Origin of the sequence: Streptomyces sp. ITFR-21 (genome assembly GCF_031844685.1) — a bacterium.
Classification (GTDB): domain Bacteria; phylum Actinomycetota; class Actinomycetes; order Streptomycetales; family Streptomycetaceae; genus Actinacidiphila.
This window is the reverse complement of record NZ_CP134605.1, coordinates 3787303-3810666: the sequence shown is the minus strand read 5'-3', so window position 1 is coordinate 3810666 and position 23364 is coordinate 3787303. Positions and strand designations below refer to the sequence as shown.

Annotated in this window: 22 protein-coding genes; 14 read left to right on the top strand and 8 right to left on the bottom strand. The window is 72.8% G+C overall.

The window, feature by feature from the left end; all coding sequences use genetic code 11:
- The first annotated feature begins 9 nt into the window (after positions 1–9).
- From RLT57_RS16710 to pstB, 9 genes are all read left to right on the top strand, one after another.
- A complete protein-coding gene (locus RLT57_RS16710) occupies positions 10–1206 on the top strand; it encodes an MFS transporter (protein ID WP_311298201.1) in 1197 nt (398 codons plus the stop codon).
- On the top strand, positions 1203–2174 hold the full coding sequence (gene mshD, locus RLT57_RS16705; protein WP_311298200.1) for a mycothiol synthase: 972 nt from the start codon (positions 1203–1205) through the stop codon (positions 2172–2174). The genes RLT57_RS16710 and mshD overlap by 4 nt, the downstream gene beginning before the upstream one ends.
- A gap of 440 nt (positions 2175–2614) precedes the next feature.
- A complete protein-coding gene (locus RLT57_RS16700; RefSeq protein WP_311298199.1) occupies positions 2615–4837 on the top strand; it encodes an RNA degradosome polyphosphate kinase in 2223 nt (740 codons plus the stop codon).
- A gap of 301 nt (positions 4838–5138) precedes the next feature.
- On the top strand, positions 5139–6269 hold the full coding sequence (locus RLT57_RS16695; RefSeq protein WP_432759758.1) for a CHAD domain-containing protein: 1131 nt from the start codon (positions 5139–5141) through the stop codon (positions 6267–6269).
- Positions 6266–6709 carry an NUDIX hydrolase gene (locus tag RLT57_RS16690; RefSeq protein WP_311298198.1) on the top strand — a complete coding sequence of 148 codons (444 nt, stop codon included), beginning with the start codon at positions 6266–6268 and terminating at the stop codon, positions 6707–6709. The genes RLT57_RS16695 and RLT57_RS16690 overlap by 4 nt, the downstream gene beginning before the upstream one ends.
- 369 nt (positions 6710–7078) lie before the next feature.
- Positions 7079–8230 carry a phosphate ABC transporter substrate-binding protein PstS gene (pstS, locus tag RLT57_RS16685; protein WP_311298197.1) on the top strand — a complete coding sequence of 384 codons (1152 nt, stop codon included), beginning with the start codon at positions 7079–7081 and terminating at the stop codon, positions 8228–8230.
- Positions 8231–8342: 112 nt separating this feature from the next.
- Positions 8343–9323 carry a phosphate ABC transporter permease subunit PstC gene (gene pstC, locus RLT57_RS16680; protein WP_311298196.1) on the top strand — a complete coding sequence of 327 codons (981 nt, stop codon included), beginning with the start codon at positions 8343–8345 and terminating at the stop codon, positions 9321–9323.
- Positions 9320–10396 carry a phosphate ABC transporter permease PstA gene (pstA, locus tag RLT57_RS16675; RefSeq protein WP_311298195.1) on the top strand — a complete coding sequence of 359 codons (1077 nt, stop codon included), beginning with the start codon at positions 9320–9322 and terminating at the stop codon, positions 10394–10396. The genes pstC and pstA overlap by 4 nt, the downstream gene beginning before the upstream one ends.
- Positions 10397–10459: 63 nt before the next feature.
- Positions 10460–11236 (top strand): phosphate ABC transporter ATP-binding protein PstB, encoded by a 777-nt coding sequence (gene pstB / locus RLT57_RS16670; protein WP_311298194.1) that lies wholly within the window; start codon positions 10460–10462, stop codon positions 11234–11236.
- Between the two features lie 89 nt (positions 11237–11325).
- On the opposite strand, the gene RLT57_RS16665 is transcribed toward pstB, so the two are convergent.
- Complete coding sequence (locus RLT57_RS16665; RefSeq protein WP_311298193.1) at positions 11326–12321, bottom strand: inorganic phosphate transporter; 996 nt, start codon at positions 12319–12321, stop codon at positions 11326–11328.
- 5 nt (positions 12322–12326) lie between these two features.
- Complete coding sequence (locus tag RLT57_RS16660; protein WP_311300736.1) at positions 12327–12947, bottom strand: DUF47 domain-containing protein; 621 nt, start codon at positions 12945–12947, stop codon at positions 12327–12329.
- A 191-nt stretch (positions 12948–13138) separates the two neighbouring features.
- Between RLT57_RS16660 and RLT57_RS16655 the strand changes: the two genes are divergently transcribed.
- The gene (locus tag RLT57_RS16655; protein WP_311298192.1) at positions 13139–13465 is read left to right on the top strand and encodes a metal-sensitive transcriptional regulator; all 327 of its coding nucleotides are present in this window, start codon (positions 13139–13141) and stop codon (positions 13463–13465) included.
- Positions 13466–13507: 42 nt separating this feature from the next.
- On the opposite strand, the gene RLT57_RS16650 is transcribed toward RLT57_RS16655, so the two are convergent.
- Together RLT57_RS16650 and RLT57_RS16645 are read right to left on the bottom strand one after the other, a co-directional pair.
- Positions 13508–13681 (bottom strand): hypothetical protein, encoded by a 174-nt coding sequence (locus RLT57_RS16650; protein WP_311298191.1) that lies wholly within the window; start codon positions 13679–13681, stop codon positions 13508–13510.
- Positions 13682–13808: 127 nt separating this feature from the next.
- Positions 13809–14861, bottom strand: coding sequence for a hypothetical protein (locus tag RLT57_RS16645; protein ID WP_311298190.1), 1053 nt, complete (start codon positions 14859–14861; stop codon positions 13809–13811).
- Between the two features lie 618 nt (positions 14862–15479).
- Between RLT57_RS16645 and RLT57_RS16640 the strand changes: the two genes are divergently transcribed.
- Together RLT57_RS16640 and RLT57_RS16635 are read left to right on the top strand one after the other, a co-directional pair.
- The gene (locus tag RLT57_RS16640) at positions 15480–15701 is read left to right on the top strand and encodes a hypothetical protein (protein WP_399128814.1); all 222 of its coding nucleotides are present in this window, start codon (positions 15480–15482) and stop codon (positions 15699–15701) included.
- A 244-nt stretch (positions 15702–15945) separates the two neighbouring features.
- Entirely contained in the window at positions 15946–17559 is a 1614-nt protein-coding gene (locus RLT57_RS16635; RefSeq protein WP_311298189.1) for an FAD-binding oxidoreductase, read from the top strand.
- Between the two features lie 12 nt (positions 17560–17571).
- On the opposite strand, the gene RLT57_RS16630 is transcribed toward RLT57_RS16635, so the two are convergent.
- From RLT57_RS16630 to RLT57_RS16615, 4 genes are all read right to left on the bottom strand, one after another.
- A complete protein-coding gene (locus RLT57_RS16630) occupies positions 17572–18501 on the bottom strand; it encodes a hypothetical protein (protein ID WP_311298188.1) in 930 nt (309 codons plus the stop codon).
- A gap of 65 nt (positions 18502–18566) precedes the next feature.
- Positions 18567–19229, bottom strand: a complete 663-nt coding sequence (locus tag RLT57_RS16625; RefSeq protein ID WP_311298187.1) for a hypothetical protein — start codon at positions 19227–19229, stop codon at positions 18567–18569.
- A 242-nt stretch (positions 19230–19471) separates the two neighbouring features.
- Positions 19472–20170 carry a phosphatase PAP2 family protein gene (locus tag RLT57_RS16620; protein WP_311298186.1) on the bottom strand — a complete coding sequence of 233 codons (699 nt, stop codon included), beginning with the start codon at positions 20168–20170 and terminating at the stop codon, positions 19472–19474.
- Positions 20171–20586: 416 nt separating this feature from the next.
- Complete coding sequence (locus RLT57_RS16615) at positions 20587–21588, bottom strand: bifunctional lytic transglycosylase/C40 family peptidase (RefSeq protein ID WP_311298185.1); 1002 nt, start codon at positions 21586–21588, stop codon at positions 20587–20589.
- A 285-nt stretch (positions 21589–21873) separates the two neighbouring features.
- Here RLT57_RS16615 and RLT57_RS16610 point away from each other — a divergent pair, with 285 nt between their 5' ends.
- Both RLT57_RS16610 and RLT57_RS16605 read left to right on the top strand, forming a co-directional pair.
- Positions 21874–22182, top strand: coding sequence for a hypothetical protein (locus RLT57_RS16610; RefSeq protein ID WP_093736924.1), 309 nt, complete (start codon positions 21874–21876; stop codon positions 22180–22182).
- A gap of 232 nt (positions 22183–22414) precedes the next feature.
- Entirely contained in the window at positions 22415–23224 is an 810-nt protein-coding gene (locus tag RLT57_RS16605) for a hypothetical protein (protein WP_399128811.1), read from the top strand.
- Positions 23225–23364 lie beyond the last annotated feature (140 nt).

The following is a 23364-nucleotide window of genomic DNA, read 5'->3' as shown; positions in this document are numbered from 1 at the left end:
TCCGTCATCGTGCGACGCTGGATCATGCTGGCGCTGGGGACCGCGGCACAGACCGCGGCCTGCGCGTTCGTGTACGGGATCCCCTATCTGGCCGACGAGCTGCGGGACCGCGAGCGCCTGACGCTGACCCAGGTGGGGCTGCTGGTGGCCTGCCCGACGGCCGGACTGGTGCTGGCGCTGTACCTGTGGGGGGCCGCGGCCGACCGGTGGGGCGAGCGGGTGGTGATCGCGCTGGGGCTGGGCGCGGCCGGCGGGGCGCTGGCCGGGGCCGCCTGGGGCGCGCACGGGATGGTCGCGCTCGGCGGACTGCTGGTGCTGGCCGGGGCCGCCGGGGCCTCGGTGTACTCGGCGAGCGGGCGGCTGGTGATGGGCTGGTTCAGCGCCGGCGAGCGCGGGCTGGCCATGGGGATCCGGCAGACGTCGACCCCGCTGGGGATGGGCGTGGCCGCGCTGTCGATGCCGCCGCTGGCCGGCGCGCACGGGCTGACCGGTGCGTTCGGGTTCCTGGCGGTGCTGTGCTGCGCCATCGCGGTACTGGTCGGGGTGTTCGCGGCCGACCCGGCGCGCCCGGAGACCGCGGTCGGCAAGCCCGCGCCGAACCCGTACCGCGGGTCGAACGTGCTGTGGCGCATCCACGGCTCGGCCGCCCTGCTGGTGGTGCCGCAGTTCACCGCCGGGGCGTTCGCGCTGGTGCTGCTGGTGGACGTACGCGGCTGGACGCCGGTGCACGCCGGGCAGCTGATCGCGCTTGCCCAAGGACTGGGCGCGGTGTCCCGCATCGTGGTCGGCCGCTGGTCGGACCGGGTCGGCAACCGGCTGCGGCCGATGCGGCAGCTGGCCGTGCTGACCGCGGCCGTGGTCGCCGCCGCCGCGCTGACCACCGCCTTCCCGTCCCCGGTCACCCCGGTGCTGCTGGTGACCGCCATCGCGCTGACCGCCAGCACCAACGGACTGTCGTTCACCTCCACCGCGGAACGCGCCGGGCCCGCCTGGTCGGGCCGCGCCCTGGGGGTGCACAACACCGGGCAGAACCTGACCGCGGCCGTGGTGCCGCCCGCGATGGCGGCACTCATCTCGGCCACCGCGTACTGGCCCGGTTTCGCCCTCGCGGCGGCCGTCGCCGGTGTGTCAGCGCTGGTCGTCCCGGTGCCGCGGCGGGCGGCGACCCCCCGTACGGCGCGGCCGCGCCGTACGATTTCCGCATGAGTGACCGGCGTATCGAGGCACTGTCCGAGCTGCACCAGAGCGCCGCCGCGGCGGTCCTCGACCTCATCAGGACCGCGGCAGCCGCCGACGGCCGGCAAGCGGTCTCCGAACAGGGCCGGCTGTACGTCCGGCGCGGTGGCAGCGCCGGAGTGCGGCATCTGCTGCTGTGGGCGCCCGGCGCGGCCGGGGCGGAGCCCGGCGGCGGCGCGGACACCGGCGGAGGCGGCGGGGCCGGCGCGGAGGAGCTGATCGGGTACGCCCAGATCGACGGCACCGACCCGACGGAGCCCCCCGTCGCCGAGATCCTGGTGCACCCGGCGCACCGCGCCCGGGGCCACGGCCGGGCGATCGGCCGGGCGGTGCTGGAGGCCACCGGCAAGCGGCTGCGGGTGTGGGCGCACGGCAGCCATCCCGCCGCCCGCCACCTGGCCGCCGCCCTGGACCTCGAGCTCATCCGCGAGCTGCGCCAGATGCGCCGCCCGCTGGACGCCGGGCTGACCGGTCTGCCCGAGCCCCGGCTGCCCGAGGGTGTCACCGTCCGCACCTTCGTCCCCGGCCAGGACGAGACCGCCTGGCTCGCCCTGAACGCCGCCGCCTTCACCCGGCACTCCGAACAGGGCGGCCTCACCGCGCGTGACCTGGAGGACCGCGAGGCCGAGGACTGGTTCGACCCGGCCGGCTTCTTCCTCGCCTTCCGCGGCGCCGCGCCGGCCGGCTTCCACTGGACCAAGGTGCACGCCGAGGAGCGCCTGGGCGAGGTGTACGTGCTCGGGATCGCCCCCAGCGAGCAGGGCAGCGGCCTGGGCCGGGCGCTGACCACGATCGGACTGCGCCACCTGGCCCGCGACCGCGGCCTGCCCACGGCCATGCTGTACGTGGACGCCGACAACGCACCGGCCGTCGCCCTCTACGAGCGGCTGGGCTTCACCGTGCACGAGACCGACCTGATGTACCGCACCCGGGACTGAGCGGATCCCCCCGGGGCCGCAAATACCCCCAGGCTCCCCGAGGCCCCCGCCGGGACCGCCCAAGGGCACCGCGCCGGGCCGCGGGAGGCCCCGGGAAGCCCCCTGGAGGGCCCCGGCAGGGCCGCACGGGCTCCCGGGGGCCCGGCGGCGGCTCCCTGGCCCGCCCCGGGAGCCCGCGGGCCCCGGAACCGGACACGCTCCGTCCGGGCGCCCCTGCCGGAAGTGCCGCGCTTGCCTGACGGCCATGCGCTCGTTACCGGCGATTCAACCTCCCTTGCGAGCATCAGAGGATGCAGCCCGCCGCCCCTCCCCCCACGCCCCGGCCCGACCTGCCGAAACCGTCGGGTACCCGGGACAATGGAGCGACGGCTGAGCGACGCCCCGGAAAGGCCGCCGGTCGCACGTCCGACGTGCCGGAACCGGAGGAGGGCTCGCACACCATGGCGCAGACGAACCACCCGAGTGTCCCCGTACAGCCGCAGCCGGGCGACGGCGACCGAGCCCCGGACGGCACCTTCCGGCCCCGGGTCGTGCCCGACCTCGAACCCGAGCTGCCCGAGCTCACCCCGGTCACGGAGGAGGACGGCGGGGAACTGCCGCAGAACCGTTTTCTGGACCGGGAGCGGAGCTGGCTGGCCTTCAACGAGCGGGTGCTGGAGCTGGCTGAGGACCCGGCGACCCCCCTGCTGGAACGCGCCAATTTCCTGGCGATATTCGCGAGCAACCTCGACGAGTTCTTCATGGTCCGGGTGGCCGGCCTCAAACGGCGGATGGCCACCGGTGTCGCCACCCGTTCGGCCTCCGGGCTCCAGCCCCGCGACGTCCTGGACCTGATCCTGACCCGGTCCCGCGAGCTGATGGCCAGGCACGCCGCCTGCTTCCAGAACGACGTGGCGCCGCAGCTCGCCGACGAGGGCATCCACGTCATCCGCTGGGGCGATCTGACCGAGAAGGAGCAGGCCCGGCTGGCCACGCTGTTCCGGCAGCAGATATTCCCGGTGCTGACCCCGCTGGCCGTGGACCCCGCGCACCCCTTCCCGTACATCTCCGGCCTGTCGCTGAACCTCGCGGTGGTGGTCCGCAACCCCGTCTCCGGCCACGAGCACTTCGCCCGGGTGAAGGTGCCGCCGATCCTGTTCCGCTTCCTGGAGGCCGGTCCGCAGCGGTACGTGCCGCTGGAGGACGTGATCGCCGCCCACCTGGACGAGCTGTTCCCGGGAATGGAGGTGCTCGACCACCACATGTTCCGGGTCACCCGGAACGAGGACCTGGAGGTCGAGGAGGACGACGCGGAGAACCTTCTCCAGGCCCTGGAGAAGGAGCTGATGCGGCGCCGCTTCGGGCCCCCGGTCCGGCTGGAGGTCGAGGAGTCGATCGCGCCGCGGGTGCTGGACCTGCTGGTGCACGAGCTGAAGATGAGCCACACCGAGGTCTATCCGCTGCCCGGCCCGCTGGACCTGACCGGCCTGTTCGCCATCGCCGGGCTCGACCGGCCGGAGCTGAAGTACAAGCGGTTCATCGCCGGCACCCACCGCGACCTGGCCGAGGTCGAGTCCGCGTCACCGCCGGACATTTTCGCGGCGCTGCGCGAGCGGGACGTGCTGCTGCACCACCCGTACGACTCCTTCTCCACCTCCGTGCAGGCGTTCTTGGACCAGGCCGCCGCCGACCCGGACGTGCTGGCCATCAAGCAGACCCTGTACCGCACCTCCGGCGACTCGCCGATCGTGGACGCGCTGATCGACGCGGCCGAGGCGGGCAAGCAGGTGCTGGTGCTGGTGGAGCTGAAGGCACGCTTCGACGAGCAGGCCAACATCAAGTGGGCCCGCAAGCTGGAGGAGGCCGGCTGCCACGTGGTGTACGGGCTGGTCGGCCTCAAGACGCACTGCAAGCTGTCGCTGGTGGTCCGCCAGGAGGGCGAGACACTGCGCCGCTACAGCCACGTCGGCACCGGCAACTACCACCCCAAGACCGCCCGGCTGTACGAGGACCTGGGCCTGCTGACCGCCGACCCGCAGGTCGGCGCGGACCTGTCGCACCTGTTCAACCGGCTGTCCGGCTACTCCCGGCGGGAGGCGTACAACCGGCTGCTGGTGGCGCCGCGCAGCCTGCGCGACGGGCTGATCCAGCGGATCGCCGCGGAGGTCGACCACCACAGGGCGGGCCGGCCGGCGTACGTACGGATCAAGGTCAACTCCATCGTCGACGAGGTGATCGTCGACGCGCTCTACCGCGCCTCGCAGGCCGGCGTGCCGGTGGACATCTGGGTCCGCGGCATCTGCGCGGTACGGCCCGGGGTGCCGGGCCTGTCGGAGAACATCCGGGTGCGCAGCGTCCTCGGGCGCTTCCTCGAACACTCCCGGGTGTTCGTGTTCGGCAACGGCGGCGAGCCCGAGGTCTGGCTCGGCAGCGCCGACATGATGCACCGCAACCTCGACCGCCGCATCGAGGCGCTGGTCCGGGTCGCCGACCCGACGCACCGCGCCACCATCGGCCGCCTGCTGGAGACCGGGATGTCGGACTCCACGTCCTCCTGGCACCTGGCGGCCGACGGCAACTGGACCCGGCACAGCGCCGACCCCGAAGGACGGCCGCTGCGCAACATCCAGGAGATGCTCATCGACGCCCGGAGGCGCCGGCGTGGCCCATCAGCAGCGACCTGACGCCCTCGCGGTGACCGCCTCCGGCCCGCCCGGCCGGCCGCACGCGATGACCGCGGCACACCACCGGGCGGCATCGGGCGGTACGGACACGGTCGGCGCTACGACCGCGGGCGGCGGTCAGGCGGGCGGGCGGACACCCGCGGAACCGGCGCTCGGCCGCGACCGCGGCACCGGCGGCCCGGCGGCCGGCCGACCGACACGCACGGGCCCGGTGCCCGGCGAGCGGGCCGCGGCAAGCGGCCCGGCGGGCAGGGACGTCACGCGCGACCGCGCGGACGACGGGGACACGGGGAGCAGCACGGTGGCCGGCGGCAGAACAGCGTTCGGCGGGCGCCCGCCGAACCCAGCGGGCGGGCGACCGGCCGGCCCGGCTCCCGCCAAGGCGGCCGTCGGCCGCGGCACCGGCGTCGGCCGTACGGGCGGCGGGACCCGCACCGGCGGCGCGGGGCGCAGCGCGGGCGGGGAGCTCACCGGATACCTGCGGGAGCAGGCGACCGCGTTCCTGCGCGGGCTGGGCCTGCGCGGGGACAGCGAGTCCGACGCGGACCCGCTGCTGCGGGGCAGCGCCCGCCGCATAGCCGGGGTGCTGCACACCTACGCGCCGCTGACCGAACAGGGCTGGGCCGAGCCGCTGCGGGCCGAACTGAACTGGCTGTCGGCGACGCTGGGCCGCGAGCCGCAGTACGCGCAGCGGCTGACCCGGCTGCTGGAGGCGCTGCGGCGGCTGTCCCTGCCGGGCGCCCCCGAACCCGATCCCGCCGCGGCCGGCGGCTCCGGCCCGCCGGCGCTCGGCGCCGCCCGCGCCGCCGCCCTGCTGGAACGTCAGCTGACGCTGGCCCGTACCCGGGCGCACTCCGCGACGCTCCAGGCGACGGGCTCCCCGCGGTTCCACGGCCTGGCCGACGCGATCGCGGTACTGGCCTCCGAGGTGCCGCTGACGGCGAGCGGCGCCGACCCGGCCGACGCCGTACTGCCGCCGCTGGCCGGACAGGCGTACCAGCGGCTGGCGGACGCCGCCGAGGCGCTGCCGCTGCACCGGGCGGCGGACCCCTACAACGCCGAGGCGATGCGCGCCTCGCTGGGCGCCGAGCTCACCGCCGATCTCCAGGACGCGCCCTGGCACCGGGTGCGGGTCCTGCTGCGGCTGAGCCGCTACGCCGCCGAGGTGCCGGGCGCCGGGGCGCCGGACGACCCGCGGCTGCCGGAGGCGGCGGTGCTGCTCCAACGGCACCTGGAGGCCGCCGAGTCGGCCGCCGCGGTGGCCGCCGCCGCCCGCACCCCGCGGATCGCCCCGGCCACGGCCTACGCGCTGGGCGTGCTGCACGCCGACCAGCGGCACGAGGTGGAGGCCGCCCGCTTCGCCTTCTCCCGGCTGTGGGACCGGCCCGGCCCGCCGGTCGCCCAGCGGCCCCCGGAGGCACGCGGCGCATGACCCGGCCGGACGAACGGCGCTTCGGCGGCGCGGACCCGGCGACGGTCCGCGCGGCGGGGGTGGTGCTGTGGCGCCGCTCGCCGTACGGCGGCGGTGTCGAGATCGCGCTGATCCACCGCCCGCGCTACGACGACTGGAGTCTGCCCAAGGGCAAGCTGAAGCGGGGCGAGGAGACCGCGGCGGCGGCGCTGCGGGAGACCCGTGAGGAGACCGGCATGGAGTGCGTGCTCGGCGCGCCGCTGCCGACCACCCGCTATGTGGTCGAGGGCCGCCCCAAAGAGGTCAGGTACTGGGCCGCCGAGGCCACCGGTGGCGCCTTCGCGGTCAGCCGCGAGGTGGACCGTATGGTGTGGCTGCCGGCCGCCGCCGCCCGGCACCGCCTGACCCACGACCGCGACCGACCGCTCGTCGACGCCCTGCTGCGTACGCTCGCCGGCTGAACGCCGTCCGGGCGCACCCGGCGTCCGCCTCCGGGCCCCCCGACACCCGCCGGCCGGCTCCCCGTTGCGGCCGGGCCGCCGACCGTGACCCGCCCGTGACTCCCGTGATCGGGTCGTGATCCCGTCGTCACCGCGCCTTTTCCGTTGACCGCGTAGGTCACTTTCGCGACGTACCGAACAAGATCCACGGAGTGCGCCACCACCCTGATAGACGAGGTTCACCCTACGTTCACCATCTCCCGAAGGTCGCTTCACCTGATCTGCCTAATTTCGGCCTTACCGGTGAGCACCATTCGCCGGGTGGATGCAGACAGACCAGCCCTCTGCTTCGCCGTTCCACCGGCGGGCTCTCGGAAGGAACACACGAAGGTGAAGCTTCAGCGTAAGAGCGGGCTCCGGGTCCTGACCGTCGGCGCGGTCGCGATTACCGGCGCGCTGGTCCTGACCGCCTGCGGTTCGGACGACAACAGCAACTCGTCGAGCCCCGGCACCAGCGCCGGTCAGCCCAGCAGCAGTGCCTCCAACGCGTCGGCGATCTCCTGTGAGAAGGGCCAGATCCTGGCCTCCGGCTCCTCTGCCCAGCAGAATGCCATCGAGTCCTGGGTGAAGAACTACCAGCAGGCCTGCCCGGGCGCGACGATCAACTACAAGACGTCGTCCTCCGGTGAGGGCGTCGTCGACTTCAACCAGGGCACGGACGCCTTCGCCGGCTCCGACTCCCCGCTGAAGGACACCGAGGTGGCCTCCTCCAAGAAGGTCTGCGCCGGCGGCGAGGGCATCAGCATCCCGATGGTCGGCGGACCGATCGCCATCGGCTACAACCTGCCCGGCGTCGACAGCCTGGTGCTGGACGCGCCCACCCTGGCCAAGATCTTCAACTCGCAGATCACCTCCTGGAACGACCCGGCCATCAAGGCGCTGAACGCGGACGCCACCCTGCCGACCACCAAGATCCAGACCGTCCACCGCCAGGACGAGTCGGGCACCACGGACAACCTCACCAAGTACCTCAAGGGCGCGGCCCCGTCCGCGTGGCCCTACGAACACGCCAAGGCGTGGGCGGGCAAGGGCGGCCAGGCCGCCGCCAAGTCCTCCGGCGTGGCCGCCCTGGTCAAGCAGACCGAGGGCTCCATCGGCTACTTCGAGCTGTCCTACGCGACCGCCGAGAGCATCAAGACGGTCAAGATCGACACCGGTGCCTCCGCGCCGGTCGAAGCCACCTCCGCCGACGCCTCCGCGGGCATCGCCTCCGCGAAGGTCGTCGGCACCGGTTCCGACCTGTCGCTCGACCTGGGCGCCGCCTACACCACCAAGGCGGCCAACGCCTACCCGATCGTCCTGGTGACGTACGAGATCGCCTGCGACAAGGGCAACAAGCCGGGCACTTTGCCGCTGACCAAGTCCTTCCTCAACTACATCTCCAGCGAGGACGGCCAGTCGCAGCTGACGGCCGCGGGCTACGCCCCGCTGCCCGCCGAGATCGCCACGAAGGTCCGCTCCACCGTCGCCGCCCTTTCCTGATCACAGCCGGCGGGTCCCGCGGCCGGTCACCGGCCGCGGGACCCGCCGCGCATCCGGTGCACCGCCGCAGGGGGGAGCCGTTCCGCTCTCCCACCCAGACCGGAGAGTTCCCATGACGATAACCACACCGCCTCCCACCGCACCGCCACACCACATCAAGGCCGTGACCCGGCCCGGCGACCGGATCTTCGCCGGCATGTCGCGTGGCTCCGGTGTCCTCCTGCTCGTGGTCGTGGCCGCGATAGCGATCTTCCTGACGGTTCGCGCGGTGAGCGCGATCTCCGAGGACCACGGAAACTTCCTGACCACCTTCGAGTGGAACGCCAGCCTGAACCCGCCGGTCTTCGGCGTGGCCGTGCTGGCCTACGGCACGATCGTCAGCTCGATCATCGCGATGGTCATCGCGGTCCCGATAGCCATCGGCATCGCGCTCTTCATCACCCACTACGCGCCGCGCAGCCTCGGCGAGCCGATCGCGTACGTCATCGACCTGCTCGCCGCCGTACCCAGCATCATCTACGGCCTGTGGGGCGCCCTCTTCCTGGTGCCGCACCTGCACGGGCTGAACCTCTGGCTGGACACGTACTTCGGCTGGACGGTCATCTTCGCGAAGCAGGACCCGAACTCCTCCGCCCGCTCGCTGTTCACCGTCGGCATCCTCCTGGCGATCATGATCCTGCCGATCATCACCAACGTCAGCCGGGAGGTCATCCGGCAGGTGCCCAAGATGCACGAGGAGGCGGCGATCGCGCTCGGCGCGACCCGCTGGGAGGTCATCCGGCTGTCGGTGCTGCCCTTCGCCCGCTCCGGCATCATCTCCGCGTCCATGCTGGGCCTGGGCCGCGCGCTCGGCGAGACGATGGCGGTCGCCACCGTGCTGTCCGCCTCCCCGCAGCTGTCCGCGCACCTGCTGGACCCGGTCGGCGGCACCTTCTCGCAGAACATCGTCGCCAAGTTCGGTGAGGCCGACGAGTTCGGCCGCGACGCGCTGATCGCCTCCGGCCTGGTCCTGTTCGTCATCACCCTGCTGGTCAACGGCGCCGCCCGGGTCATCATCCAGCGCCGGAAGGAATACTCGGGGGCCAACGCATGAGTGAGACCGCCGTGGACGCCGCGCCGGCGCCCAACCCCCCCGCCGCCAAGCCGCTGGCCACCGCGCGGCTGCCGCGCTGGGCGCCGCTGGCCACCGCCGTCGGCTCGATCGCGGTCGCCTGCGCCATCGGCGCCGGCGCCGGGCTGGACAGCCACATCCAGTGGGGCCTGATCGCCCTGCTGCTGTTCGTCGCCGGGTCCTACCTCATCACCGCCCGGGTCGAAGGCCGCCGGCAGGCCAGGGACAGGACGGCCACCAGCCTGGTCTGGGCCAGCTTCGTGCTGGCGGTCATCCCGCTCTACTCGCTGGTCGAGACGACGATCAGCGAGGGCGTGAAGGTCCTCGACGTCACCTTCCTGACCCACTCGATGAACAACGTGCTGACCGTCGACCCGGGCGGCGGCGTCTACCACGCCATCATCGGCACCCTGGAACAGGTCGGCATCGCCACCGTGATCGCGGCGCCGATCGGCATCCTGACCGCGATCTACCTGGTCGAGTACGGCAAGGGCGCGCTCGCGAAGTGGGTCACGTTCTTCGTCGACGTGATGACCGGTGTCCCCTCGATCGTGTCCGGCCTGTTCATCCTGTCGATCTGGTTCGTGCTCGTCGGCTCCGCCCCGCAGTCCGGCTTCGCCGGCTCGCTGGCCCTGACCATCCTGATGATGCCGGTCGTGGTCCGCTCCACCGAGGAGATGCTCAAGCTCGTCCCCAACGAGCTGCGCGAGGCGGCCCTGGCGCTGGGCGTGCCCAAGTGGCGCACCATCGTCAAGGTGGTTCTGCCGACCGCGGTCGGGGGTATCACCACCGGTGTGGTTTTGGCCATCGCCCGTATCGCCGGTGAGAGCGCCCCGATCGCCCTGCTGGTGTTCGGCAGCAACCTGATCAACACGGACCCGTTCAGCGGCCCGCAGTCGTCGCTGCCCTTCTACATCTACCAGCAGTACGGCAACGGCAACGACGCGAGCTGGAACCGCGCCTGGGCCGCGGCCCTGGTGCTGATCGCCTTCGTGATGATCCTGAACCTGGTGGCCCGCGGCATCGCCCGCTGGAAGGCGCCCAAGTCCCGATAAGCGGCTCCCGAGCCGTGCGGCCGGTCGCGGACGCGGCCATCAGCAGAAAAGAAGTGAGTTCCCATGGCCAAGCGAATCGACGTCAGCGGCCTCTCCGCCTTCTACGGCAGCCACAAGGCCATCGACGACATCTCGATGACCGTCGAGCCCTGCTCGGTGACGGCCTTCATCGGCCCGTCCGGCTGCGGCAAGTCCACCTTCCTGCGCACCCTGAACCGCATGCACGAGGTCACCCCCGGCGGCCGCGTCGAGGGCAAGGTGCTGCTGGACGACGAGAACCTGTACGGCCCGGGGGTCGACCCGGTGACGGTGCGGCGCACGGTCGGCATGGTCTTCCAGCGCCCGAACCCGTTCCCCACCATGTCGATCTACGACAACGTGGCGGCCGGCCTGCGGCTCAACGGCATCCGCCGCAAAGGCGAACTGGACGGCATCGTCGAGAAGTCGCTCAGGGGCGCCAACCTCTGGAACGAGGTCAAGGACCGCCTCAACAAGCCCGGTTCCGGCCTGTCCGGCGGCCAGCAGCAGCGGCTGTGCATCGCCCGCGCCATCGCGGTCGAGCCGAACGTGCTGCTGATGGACGAGCCGTGCTCGGCGCTCGACCCGATCTCCACCCTCGCCATTGAGGACCTGATCGGCGAGCTCAAGACCCGGTTCACCATCGTCATCGTCACCCACAACATGCAGCAGGCCGCCCGCGTGTCGGACCGTACCGCCTTTTTCAACCTGGCGGCGGTCGGCCGGCCCGGCAAGCTGATCGAGATAGACGACACCGAGCGCATCTTCTCCAACCCGTCGGTCCAGGCCACCGAGGACTACATCTCCGGCCGCTTCGGGTGACCGAGACCGCCGCGCGGTGCTGCATGGCGGTGCCACCGCAAGGCGCGCAGGCCCCGCCTCCCACCGGGAGGCGGGGCCTGATCCGCAGATCAGCCGAAGGCCAACCGGATCAGGTAGAACCCGGCGGCGGCGACCAGGCCGGCGGCCGGCATGGTGATGAACCACCCGGCCACGATGTTCTTGGCCACCCCCCAGCGCACCGCCTTCACCCGCCGGGTGGCGCCGACGCCCATGATCGCCGAGGTGATCACATGGGTGGTGGAGACCGGCGCGTGGAAGAGGTACGCGGTCGTGTAGAGGATGCCGGCGGAGGTGGTCTCGGCCGCGAAGCCCTGCGGCGGATCCAGGTCGATGATCCGGCGACCCAGCGTGCGCATGATCCGCCAGCCGCCCGCGTACGTGCCCAGTGACATCATCGCCGCGCACACCAGCTTCACCCAGATCGGGATGCCGTCGCCGGTGGACGGGTCGTGGATGATCAGCGCCAGCACCACCACGCCCATCGTCTTCTGCGCGTCCTGCAGGCCGTGGCCGAGCGCCATCGCCGCCGCCGAGATGGTCTGGGCGATCCGGAAGCCCCGCTTGGCCTTGTGCGGGTTGGCCCGCCGGAAGAACCACAGGATGGCCAGCATGATCGCGTAGCCGACCACGAAACCGACCAGCGGCGAGACGAACATCGGCACGACCACCTTGTCCACCACGCCCGACCAGTACACGCCCACCCCGCCGGCCAGCGCGGCGCCCACCAGGCCGCCGAACAGCGCGTGGGTGGAACTGGACGGCAGCCCGAAGTACCAGGTGAACAGGTTCCACAGCACCGCCCCGGCCAGCGCCGCGAACAGCACGCCCATGCCCGAGCGGCCGTGCGGAGTGACGATCAGGCCCTTGATGACGGTCATGGCCACCCCCTGCCCGAGGAACGCGCCGAGCAGGTTCATCACCGCGGCCATCACCAGCGCGACCCTGGGCGTGAGCGCCCGGGTGGACACCGAGGTGGCGATGGCGTTCGCCGAGTCGTGGAAGCCGTTGGTATAGGTGAAGATGAGCGCGACGCCGACGGTCACGACCAGCACGAAGGTGTCCACGGAGATCAGGACTCCTTGACCGCGATGGTCTCCACGGTGTTCGCCACGTGCTCGAAGGCGTCCGCCGCCTCCTCCAGGACATCCACGATCTGCTTGAGCTTGAGCACCTCTATCGCGTCGTACTTGCCGTTGAAGAGCTGGGCGAGCAGTTTGCGGTGGATCTGGTCGGCCTGGTTCTCCAGCCGGTTGACCTCGATCCAGTACTCGGTGAGGTGGGACATCGTGCGCAGGTTCGGCATCGCCTCCGCGGTCAGCTCCGCGGCCCGCGCCAGCACCTCGATCTGCTGCTCGACCCCCTTGGGCAGCTCCTCGACATTGTAGAGGACGACCAGGTCAACGGCCTCCTCCATGTAGTCCATGATGTCGTCGAGCGAACCGGCCAGCTTGTAGATGTCCTCACGGTCGAAAGGGGTGATGAAGGAGGAGTTGAGCTGGTGGAAGATCGCGTGCGTCGCGTCGTCCCCCGCGTGCTCCGCCGCCCGCATACGCTCCGCGATCTCGGTCCGGGTGGCCGAGTCCGCTCCGAGCAGTTCCATCAGGAGCTTCGAACCGGTGACGATGTTGTCCGCCGAAGCGGCGAACATGTCGTAGAAGCTCGTCTCCCTTGGGGTCAGACGAAAGCGCACGTTGAGGTCCTCGGGGTGCTCGGTTTCGGTCTCGTTCGATGCTAGGTGCATCATCCGGCCACGGCTGACCGGTGTCACCCAGTGTCGCCCATGAGGCGAATGCCCCTGACGGGGGATGCCTCGCACAAGGTATCGATTCGGTAAGCTATACCCATCGGGGGTATAACGGGACAGAAGGGCGGGCAGGCCGGATGACCTCGGAAAGCGTCGCGGGGGAGATTGTGGAGCCGCACGGACCGCATGGCTACAGCCATGACAAGGAAGCCCACCTCAAACGGCTGCGCAGGATCGAAGGCCAGATCCGGGGCCTGCAGCGGATGGTCGAGGAGGACGTCTACTGCATCGACATCCTCACCCAGGTCTCGGCGAGTACCAAGGGCCTCCAGTCCTTCGCGCTGCAACTGCTGGAGGAGCACCTGCGGCACTGCGTCGCGGCGGCGGCCCGCGGCGGCGGCCCGGAGATCGACGAGAAGGTGGCGGAGGCCACGGCCGCGATAGCCCGGATGATGCGGACCTGACCTCGCGCGGCCCCCGGGGACGGGCCCGAGGGCGCCCCTCGGTCAGCAGGCGGTCGAGGACACGGTCCTGGCGACCTCCAGCACCTCGTCGATCCGGGCGAAGCTGAGCCGGTCCTCGTCGGCGGCGGACGCGGCGATCATCAGCTCACCGCACAGCTCGATCTCGGCCAGGGCCACCGGATCGTCCTGCACCGAAGTTCCGGGCGACGGCACCATGCGCGCACCACCTCCTCGCTCACGACTCGCCCCAGACCCCCGCGGCCTACTCCAGCGTAGGGACCATACGTGCTCCGGCGCATGGCACGGATGGGCCATTTCGTTGAGGCCCGATCCGGCGGGACCCTTACCGCGCTTGAGCGGAAACGATCTTTCCGGTCCAGATGTCCCCAGGCCGGGGCATGATCACGGGCACCGGGGCGCCGAACCGGTCGTAGCGAGTGGTGGAGACCACCGTCACATCACGGCCGGCCCGCCGACCCGATCCGGCCGTCCGCGCGGCCGTCCCCTCCGCGTCAGCGGCCCCGCGCCGCCCCCTGCCGGGGGTGCCGGTGGCTCCGGTGGCGGGCGCTTCGAGGGCCCGCGTACCCGGTGTCCCTCGCGGGCCCGGCGTGCTCTTCGCACCGCGCGGGCCGGCGCCGCCACCGGTGCCTTCCGTGCCCTCCGTGCCTCGCGTGCCCTCCGTGCCTCGCGCGCCCTCCGCGCCGTCCGTGCCCTCCGCTCCGGGGGCCCCTTCGCCGCCGGGCGTGCCGCCCGCCTCCCCGGCCGCCGCGTCCCCGCCAGCCGCGCCGGACGTCCCTTCCCCGCTCCGGTCCGGGGCCGCCGTAGTGAAGGTGAACCGCTGGCTCAGCTCCCGTAGCCGGCCCGCCGAGTCCAGCCAGGCGTCGAAGGGCACCCGCGTCACCGTGAAGCCCTTGGCGGCGGCCAGGAGCGGGGCCCGGTCGGCCGCGGGGGCGGCCAGGGCGGCGCGGGCGATGTCGGCGGTACCGCGGTAGTGCCGCACCTTCACCCCGTCGCGGGTCTCCTCGCCGACCAGGGCCACCGCCTGCGCGCCGCGCAGCAGTTCGGCCGCCGCGAGCGGTTCGGTGGCGCCGCCGGTCACCAGGTTGCCGTCCGAGAGCCGGGTGGTGTCGACCCGCACCCACTTGCCGGCCGGCACCCCCGCGCCCCGGTCCTTCATGTACAGCGCGCCCGGCGTCAGCAGCTCGGTGATCGGCTTGTGCTCCTCGGAGCCCACCGCGTTTTCGGGCAGTTCCAGCGTCAACTGCCCCTGCCGCCGGGCGTAGTCGAACCCGCCGATCCCGGTAATGGTCAGCCACGTGCCGCCGCTGGCCATCCGCATCGACGTGCTCACCCGCGAACTGCCCGCCCGTACCAGCGCGTCCGCGGCCTGCTCCACCGCCCTGGCCGCCGCCTCCCCCGGCGCCCCTTCCTGGGCCTGCGCGACGCCGCCGCTGCCGGCGCACCCGCTGAGGGCGGCGGCGGTGACCGCGGCGAGGGCGAGGCCGGCGGCGCCCCGGGCGGGAGCAGCTGCCCGGTGGGCGCGGGCGCCGGCCGTACGCCCGTCAGCCGCGGCCGGAAGGGTCGCGAGGGCTGGCGGCGGGGCAGCGGGGGCCGCAGGAAGGGTCGCGAAGGCTGTCGGCGTACGCCTGTCGGCCCCCGCCGGGGCAGGGGCCGGTGGCGTCCGCGCGTCGCCCGCGGGGGCGCTCCAGCAGGCGCGGCGGCCAGGGCCCGTACCGGTCTCGGACGCGGCGGCCCGGCTCGAAGGCCAAGGGGCCGCCGGCCGCGCGGGAGTGTCCGGTGGACCGCTCGTCCCGCCGCCGCCCGCCACCGGGCGCTCCGCCGCCACCTGGCCGGGCGCCACCGTCCGCGCCGCTCTCGTCCCCGTGGGAATCGCCGCCACCATCACTCACCCATCCCTGTACGGCCGCCGCCCGGCGCCGCCTGCCGACCGGCTGAGACCTCATCCGGCTAACGACGGTCTTGAGGACGCCGTCACGCCCGTTACGGCGGAGGCGTGCGCAATGTGGCCGCCTCCGTTGCTCCCGCCGCTCCCGCCACCGGACCGGACGGCCGCGGCCCGGCCGGAGCCGGGACCGGGACCGGGACGGCGCACCGCACCTCCCTCGCCGAAAGCGGCGCCTTCGTCTCCGCGCGCTGCACCTGCGGTTGGCGCGGCTGGTCCCGGCGGGCCAGGACGCGCGCCCGCCGGGACGCCGCGGAGCACGCCGGCGACTGACCCCGCGGCGCCGCGGCCGGGGAGGGCGCAACGCGGACCGGCGGCCCGAGCCGGGTCGGCGGTCGACCCCGGCCGGCGGCCGGCTCCACGCCGACGGGTACGCTCGCCATCCGCGCAGATCAGCGCAACCGGAGCACCCGCTGCGTCGTCTTGGGTTACCAAAGGTGCGCGGGAGCAGCAGGACACATACGCACCCGACCCAGGGGCCGGCCAGGCCCCATACGCGATGCGGCGGTGGAGCACGGTGAACGAGACGGCGGCGGACCAGCAGCCCCCCATAGAGCGGCCGGTGCGCCGGCCGCCGCGGCGGCGTGCCGCGCTGAAGGCCGGCGGCGCGCTCGCCGCGGCCTGGCTGGCCGGCTGCACGGGCGGCGGCGCCGACGACGCCAAGAACTCCGCCGCCGCGGCGGATCCGGCCCCCGCCACCACGCGCCCCGCCACGCCTCCCGCCACCGCCACCCCCACCCGGGTCCGGCCGGACTGGAAAGCGCTCGCCTCCGCCCTCGACGGCGACCTGGTACGGCCCGGCGACAGCGGGTACGAAACCGACCACCGCCTCTACAACGCCCGCTACGACGGCCTGCGCCCGGCCGGCATCGCCTACGTCACCGGCGCCGACGACATCCGGGCCTGCCTGGACTTCGCCACCCGCACCGGGACCGTCCCGGTGGTCCGCAGCGGCGGCCACTCCTACGCGGGCTGGTCCAGCGGCGACGGGCGACTGATCATCGACGTCTCCCGGCTCGACGCCGTCCGCCTGGACGGCACCACCGCCACCATCGGCGCCGGCGCCAGACTGATCGACGTCTACAGCACCCTGGGCGACCAGGGCCGCTGCGTTCCCGGCGGCTCCTGCCCCTCGGTCGGCATCTCCGGGCTGACGCTCGGCGGCGGCCACGGCGTACTGAGCCGTTCCATGGGCCTCACCTGCGACAACCTCACCGGCGCCACCCTGATCACGCCCGACGGCCGCACCCACGAGGTCTCCGCGGACGCCGAACCCGACGTCTTCTGGGCGCTGCGCGGCGCGGGCAACGGCCAGTTCGGCGTCGTCACCTCGCTGCGCTTCGCCACCCACCCGACGCCCGACGTCGTCACCGGCTACCTCACCTGGCCGTGGAGCCGGGCCGCAGCGGTGGTCCGCTCCTGGCAGCGCTGGGGCCCCGACCAGCCCGACCACATCTGGTCCGCGCTGCACCTGGACTGCGCGCCCGGCGGCACCCCGGCCGTCTCCGTCGCCATGCTCTCCACCGGCTCCCGGGACGACCTGGCCGCCGCGGCCGACCGGTTGGCCGACGCCCCCGGCGGGCCCGGCCCCGCCGCCACCGTCTCGCTACGGCCGCACGAGTTCCTCGACGCGATGTTCTCCTACGCCGGCTGCTCGGGCCTGTCCGCCGCCCAGTGCCACCTGTCGCCGACCGGGCACCTGGGCCGCGAGACCTACACCGCCCGCTCCGACTTCTACGACACCGAGCTGCCGGACTCCGGCGTCGACACCCTGCTCACCCAGGCCCAGCGGCTGGCCAACCAGTCCGGCGGCGGCGCCGGAAGCATCGCCCTCACCGCGCTGGGCGGCGCCGTCAACCGGCCCGCCCCCACGGCCACGGCCTTCCCCCACCGCACCTCCCGCGTCCTCGTCCAGTACCTGGCCTCCGACGCCCTCTCCACCACCTCCTGGCTCGACACCACCCACGCCGCCCTCCGCCGCTACGCCTCCGGCGCGGCCTACCAGAACTACACCGACCCGACCCTCCCCACCTGGCGCACCGCCTACTACGGCCCCAACGCCCCCCGCCTCACCGCCCTCAAGTCCCGCCTGGACCCGAACCGGCTCTTCACCTTTCCGCAGGCGCTGTGAGGCCCCCGGGGTTCAGCGGTTGACGGTCTGGATCTCCTGGACGCTGACGGCCTGCCGGGAGTCGGAGAACCCGTCGTTCATCGCCCGGCCGCCGGGCTGCGGGGTCGCGGTCGGCGTCCACGTCACGCGCCAGGTGATCCGTGCCTGGAGCAGGTACGTCCCGCCAGGGGACGTCGCCTTCTGGTAGGTGACATTGCACGGCTCGTCGGCGCTGTCGACCACGTACCTGCGGCCGGAGGGGGTGAACGCGTAGTCGCAGCTGCCCGGCTGGGCGTACGACGTACCGGCCTCGACCCGCAGGCTGTACGGGACCGCCATGACGGTCGCCGCGACCGGCCCGACCTGCGCGGTGACGGACGCCTGCGGGATGCCGTCGTCGAAGCTGACATACGTGGGCAGGTTGACCTTCTGGTTCTGCGCCACCGGGCTGAGCGCCACCTCGCGCGGCGGGAGGGTCATCTGCCCGTACGCGGCCTGCGCGAGAAGCGCCGGACTGACCGGCTGCGGTGGTGGCGGGTCCCCCGGCCCCTGCCACAACCAGCCCTGGTCGTAGGGGCACATCGGCGCGTGGGGCCGGTTGAGCACCTTCTCGTCCCAGACCAGGACCCACCAGCTGCCGTCGTCCCCCTGGTGGTACTTGACCTCGTTCAGCTTCGACTGGACCTGGTAGTAGTAGTCGTAGACCGAGTCGGCGCCGTCGTTGCCGGCTGTGTAGTACCGCCGCTCGATCTCGGCTTGGAAATCCGCCGGCGTCATGCTCTCGTACCAGCACACCGGCGGAGTCCAGTTCGCGTCGGACGAGACGATCCACTGGAAGCTGCCGCCGTTCCCGTCGCCCCTGTGGGTGTACGTCACACGGGAGTAGAACGTCGTGCCACCGCCGCCGGTGTCGGTGGTCGTGCTGCCGCCCTGGTCCTTGCCGTCTCCGGCGGACGCCGTCACAACCCCCAAGACAAGGATGGCGAGGCACGCCGTCACAACGACCGCACCGCGGACAAGCCGGGTCCTCAGGCGACCTCGCACTGCTTCGCCCCCTTGATCCAGGTGTGGTCGTAAACGTGCCACTCGCCGGACGGCGACTTCGACATCAGCAGTGTCCACAGGCGGAAGTCCGACGCCGAAGGCGTCGTGACGCCGACCTTGCCCGTTTTGGAGTCCTTGGCGTACGCCTTGCGCTGGTCCTCGCAGTACTGGACCTGGAGGTTCCCGCCTTGCAGGGGTTTCACCGCAGAGCTGTAGTAGCGGTAGGTGCCGGTGATGACACCGCCGTCCTTGCCTTGGCCGATCAGTGCGTCGGCGTACGCCGCGCCGCGTTCGCCGGTGAAGAATCGGGCGAAGTTCGACGTCGCCTTGGAGCGGGTCCTCGCCTCCAGTTCGAGCACCGACTTCGCCGCGTAGACGGCGTCCTGGAGCACGGCCTTGTTCTCGGCCGTTCCGTCGAACCCCTTGAACTCCACGGTGATGTCCGGCGGAAGGGCGAACGTCGGCGCGTCGGGCACCGCGGCCCCGGCGGTCGTCGGCGCCGCCGGCGGGGGCGGGGTGGTCGTGCGGGGCGGCGGCGGGGGCTGGATCTTGTCGGAGGTGTCCGAGGCGCCCGCGCCGCAGGCTGTCAGCAGGAGGGCCGCGACGGCGGCCAGGGGGACGGCGATGGGCAGGGAAGAGCGGGTCACTGCGGAATCCCCCGTGAGTCGTCCGGTTCCGGTCGGTTGCGGTGGGCCTTGACACTACCGGCGCGCAGGATGGGGCTGTAGGGGCGATCCTCGATCGGTACGGTTCGCGTCACGACGGACGCCGACACGCCGGACGCCGCGCACCGCCCCCACCGGGCGCGGGCGCGGGGATCCCGGCCCGCTCACCCGGCGTCAGGCCGCCGGCCCGGCGGCGCGCCGGCCGCGCCGGGTGAGCGGGCGGGCTACGCCGCCAGCCCGTTGTCCTCCGCCCGCTGACGCTGCGTCGGCGCGTCGCCCTGCGGGGGCGGTACGGCGGCGCGGGCCGTCCGGGCCCGGACGAGGGGGGCGAGGCGGGTGGTCGCCAGGGCGGTGGTGAGGGCCGTCAGGAGGGCCAGCGCGAGGGGGGCGAGCAGGAGGGTCGTGGCCGCGCCGAGGGCGAAGCCGCCGACGACGTCGGTGGGGTAGTCGGCGCCGAGGTAGACCTGGGTGAAGCCCTCCGCGAGGGCGGCCAGCAGCGCGACGGCGCCCAGGCGGCGGCTGACCATGAAGAGGGCGACGGCGACCGCGGCCGTGAGGGCGGTCTGGTCGCTGACGAAGGAGAAGTGGTGGCCGCCGCGGGCGAGGACGTCGAGGCCGTCGTGCTCGGTGTACGGCCTGGGGCGCCGCACGAAACCGCGGATCGGGATGTTGAGCAGCAGCGCGAGGCCGCCGGCCAGCGGGGCCCACAGCACGCCGGCGACGGCGGCGGGGGCGTCGGCGCAGCGGCGGGCGACGCGCCACCAGCAGCAGACGGCGAGCAGGGCCACCAGGGCGATCAGCCCGTGGTCGCCGAGGATTTGCACGGCGCGGTCGACGCCGTGGGGCGCCCGCTCGGCGAGGCCGTTGATGTCGCGGAGCAGGCCGATGTCGGGGTTCACGCTGTCGTTTGCGACCTCTGCCATGGCGGTGGTGCCCCTTACCTACGACTGACGGTGCGGTTCGGGCTCGTCCGCAACCCCCGTCGCTTGCGTCCCGTGCCATTCTCACCCGTACAACCGCCGGCGCGGTATGCGGCGTTCCGGTCTTCGCCAGATGATCACCATGCTGTTATGCAAGGGTGACCAGGGCAGAGGGGCAAATCACCCCCGCCCGGCGAGGCTTGGGCCACGACCTCACCAATCGCATCCGTCACAGCGGACCCGGCCCGACAGCCTGTCCGCGGTCCGCAACCCGCGGACCGCGCCGCCCGCGCGACCCCGCCCCGCCCGGAAGCCGACCCGGGGTCCTGGACCCGGCCCGCGACCCCGCGCGGGAGCCGCGACCGCCGGGCCGTACGCCCCCGGGACGGCCTGCCCCCGGACCCGGCCCGCGGCCTCCCTCAGGCCGCCGCCGTCGGCAGCGCCTCCGCGCCCGCCTGCGTGACCCGGGTGGCCCCGATGTAGTCCGGCGAGTCGATCCGGTCGAACCGGATCACCGCCCCCGTGTGCGGCGCGTCGATCATGTAGCCGCCGCCGACGTAGATCCCCACGTGGTGGATGGACCGCGGGTCGTCCAGGTCGTACGCGAAGAACACCAGGTCCCCTGGGAGCAGATCGGCCCGGCTCGGGTGCGGCCCCGCGTTCCACTGGTCGTTGGCGACACGCGGCAGCTCGATGCCGACCGAGTGGTACGACGCCTGCGTCAGACCCGAGCAGTCGAACCGCCCGCCCTGCGCCGCCGTGCCCTCGCCGCCCCACAGGTACAGCTTGCCGAGCTGCTGCTGCGCGTAGTAGATCGCGGCGGCGGCCTGCTGCGAGGGCGCCACCAGCCCGACCGGCGCGGCGAAGCTCTTCTCCAGGGTGCGGATGATCTTCACGTAGTGCTGCGTCTCGGCGTACGGCGGTACGCCCCCGGCCCGTATCACCGCGTACGCGCCCGCGTTGTAGGAGGCGAGCATGTTGTCGGTGTTGTCGCCCGGCACGTTCTTGACGTACGACGCCAGTTCGCAGTCGTACGAGGCCGCCGACGGGATCGCGTCCTCAGGATCCCAGACGTTCGCCACGCCGTCGCCGTTGCCGTCCACGCCGTGCGTGGCCCAGGTGCCGGGGATGAACTGGGCGATCCCCTGGGCCTCCGCCCCGCTCTGCGCCTGCGCGTTCCAGCCGCTCTCCTGGTAGAGCTGGGCGGCCAGCAGCGCCGGGTTGAGCGCCGGGCAGAGGTTGCCCCACTTGAGCACGATCGGCTGGTAGACGGCGGGTACCGTACCCTTGGCCAGAGTGACCGCCCCGGCGCCGTTCCTGGCCAGGTCCGCGGCGGCCGAGAACGTGCCGACCACCAGCAGCGCCAGGAACGACAGGCACAGGCCCGCGCCGATGATGACGGTGAGCCAGACTTTGCGCACGGTCGCCCGTCCCCTTCCGTTCGCGTTCGCCGCCGGAGGTCCCGTGCGTTGTCGTACGTTCCCATCGTTGCCCTATGGTCACACTCGTGATACACAGAGTAGTCGACGACGTCCTTCGAACACCGGTCCGGCCCCCAGTCTGACGGCTGCGGACCGATTTCCACGGACGATCCGCCGAGAAAGTCGCCGAGTCGACATGCAACAGCGGAATCCTCCGTCAGACTGGGTCCTGGCCCCTTGCGCCCCGGCGAGGGAGCCAACTGATCGAGCGGGGTGGTGAGTTACATGTTTTTGGCAGCCGCGAAGGGCGACATCAACACCATCATCGGTGGCATCGCCCCAGACTGGGGACCCTTCGGTTCCCTGGGCAACGAGGCACGTGTGATGATCGAAGTGGTCATGGCGACAGCGATCCTGCTGTGCATGGCCATCGCGATCTGGGGCGCCGCGAAACAGCGGATCGGCGCCACGGCACTGCGCGACACCTTCAGCGCGGAGCAGGGCAAGGGCCTGATCATCGCCGGACTGACCGGCGTGTTCATCATCGGCTCACTCGGCACGCTGTTCACCATCGTGTACGGGATGGCCGTCTAGCCCCGCCGGACCCCGGCCCCGGCCGGCGCCCGATCCCCGACCACACCCACCGACGCTCCCGTCCCGGAGTCCGTCCCCGGCTCCACCGTCCCTTCCGAGGCTGCGTGCTGATGCCCACTCGACCAAGCAGCGGTGCCGTCCGCGGCACACGCCGCTCCGGCGTGCCCGCGGGGCCCCAGGGGGCGACGGCGCGATGAGTCTCGGCCAGGACGGGCCTCCCACCCGGACGAGGATGCCCGAGGGGCACGGCTCAGCCCACGCCGGAGCCGGCCGCCGCGGCCAGCCCCGGCGGGCCCTGGTGACGGTGGTGGGCGTCATAGTGCTGCTGATCGCCGCGATCGCCTTCGCCAACCGCGGCGGCCACGACTCACCCTCCACCGCCTCGGGCGCCCCCTCCGGCACCGGCACCGGCACCGGCACCGGCACCGGCTCGGGAGCCCACTCCGCGCCCTCCACCACCGCCCCCTCCGGCGAACGCCCCGTCACCGGCAAGTCCGCCACCGGCATCCCCTCCGGCTTCGCCCACGACCCCCAGGGCGCGCAGTCGGCAGCGGCGAACTACGCGGTGGCGCTGGGCGGCGTGGACATGTTCAACACAGCACGACGGCACGAGATCGTGGCGGCAGTGCACGACCCCGCGGTCACGCCCCGGCTACAGAGCGCGCTGGACCAGGCGTACTCGGGGGACGCGTTGAAGTCCCTCGGCCTCAACGCCGACGGCACCGCGCCAGGCGGCCTCACCTTCGTCTCCCGGACCGTGCCGGTGGGCACCAAGGTGACGGCGGAGGCGGCCGACGCGGTGACCGTCGAGGTGTGGTGCACGGACCTGGTCGGCCTGGCCGGCCAGGGGTCGACGAACCCGGTCAGCAGTGCGTGGTTCACGACCACCGAGAAGCTTGTATGGGTCGAGGGGGACTGGAAGATCGAGTCCTCCAGCCAGAAGGATGGGCCAGCACCGGTGGGCGGCGACGACCGGGCCGCCACGGCGGACGAGATCGCCGGCGCCGTACGGGACTACGGAGGCTTCACTTATGCCAGGTAGCCGACCCATGCCGGGCAGTCGCACCGCCGCACCGGGCCGCACACGCGGCTCCCGGGGCGAGCGTCGCGTCGCCCCCGCCGTCCCGCGCGGCCCCCGCGTCGGCCCCGCCGACCACTACCCCTCCTTCGTGGGTCCGCCCC

Coding starts and splice junctions, on each gene's coding strand:
- RLT57_RS16690 (WP_311298198.1), top strand. CDS start 6,266: ATGACCCGGCCGGACGAACGGCGCTTCGGCGGCGCGGACCCGGCGACG.
- mshD (WP_311298200.1), top strand. CDS start 1,203: ATGAGTGACCGGCGTATCGAGGCACTGTCCGAGCTGCACCAGAGCGCC.
- RLT57_RS16700 (WP_311298199.1), top strand. CDS start 2,615: ATGGCGCAGACGAACCACCCGAGTGTCCCCGTACAGCCGCAGCCGGGC.
- pstA (WP_311298195.1), top strand. CDS start 9,320: ATGAGTGAGACCGCCGTGGACGCCGCGCCGGCGCCCAACCCCCCCGCC.
- RLT57_RS16620 (WP_311298186.1), bottom strand. CDS start 20,170: ATGGCAGAGGTCGCAAACGACAGCGTGAACCCCGACATCGGCCTGCTC.
- pstB (WP_311298194.1), top strand. CDS start 10,460: ATGGCCAAGCGAATCGACGTCAGCGGCCTCTCCGCCTTCTACGGCAGC.
- RLT57_RS16650 (WP_311298191.1), bottom strand. CDS start 13,681: ATGGTGCCGTCGCCCGGAACTTCGGTGCAGGACGATCCGGTGGCCCTG.
- RLT57_RS16655 (WP_311298192.1), top strand. CDS start 13,139: ATGACCTCGGAAAGCGTCGCGGGGGAGATTGTGGAGCCGCACGGACCG.
- RLT57_RS16610 (WP_093736924.1), top strand. CDS start 21,874: ATGTTTTTGGCAGCCGCGAAGGGCGACATCAACACCATCATCGGTGGC.
- pstC (WP_311298196.1), top strand. CDS start 8,343: ATGACGATAACCACACCGCCTCCCACCGCACCGCCACACCACATCAAG.
- RLT57_RS16605 (WP_399128811.1), top strand. CDS start 22,415: ATGCCCGAGGGGCACGGCTCAGCCCACGCCGGAGCCGGCCGCCGCGGC.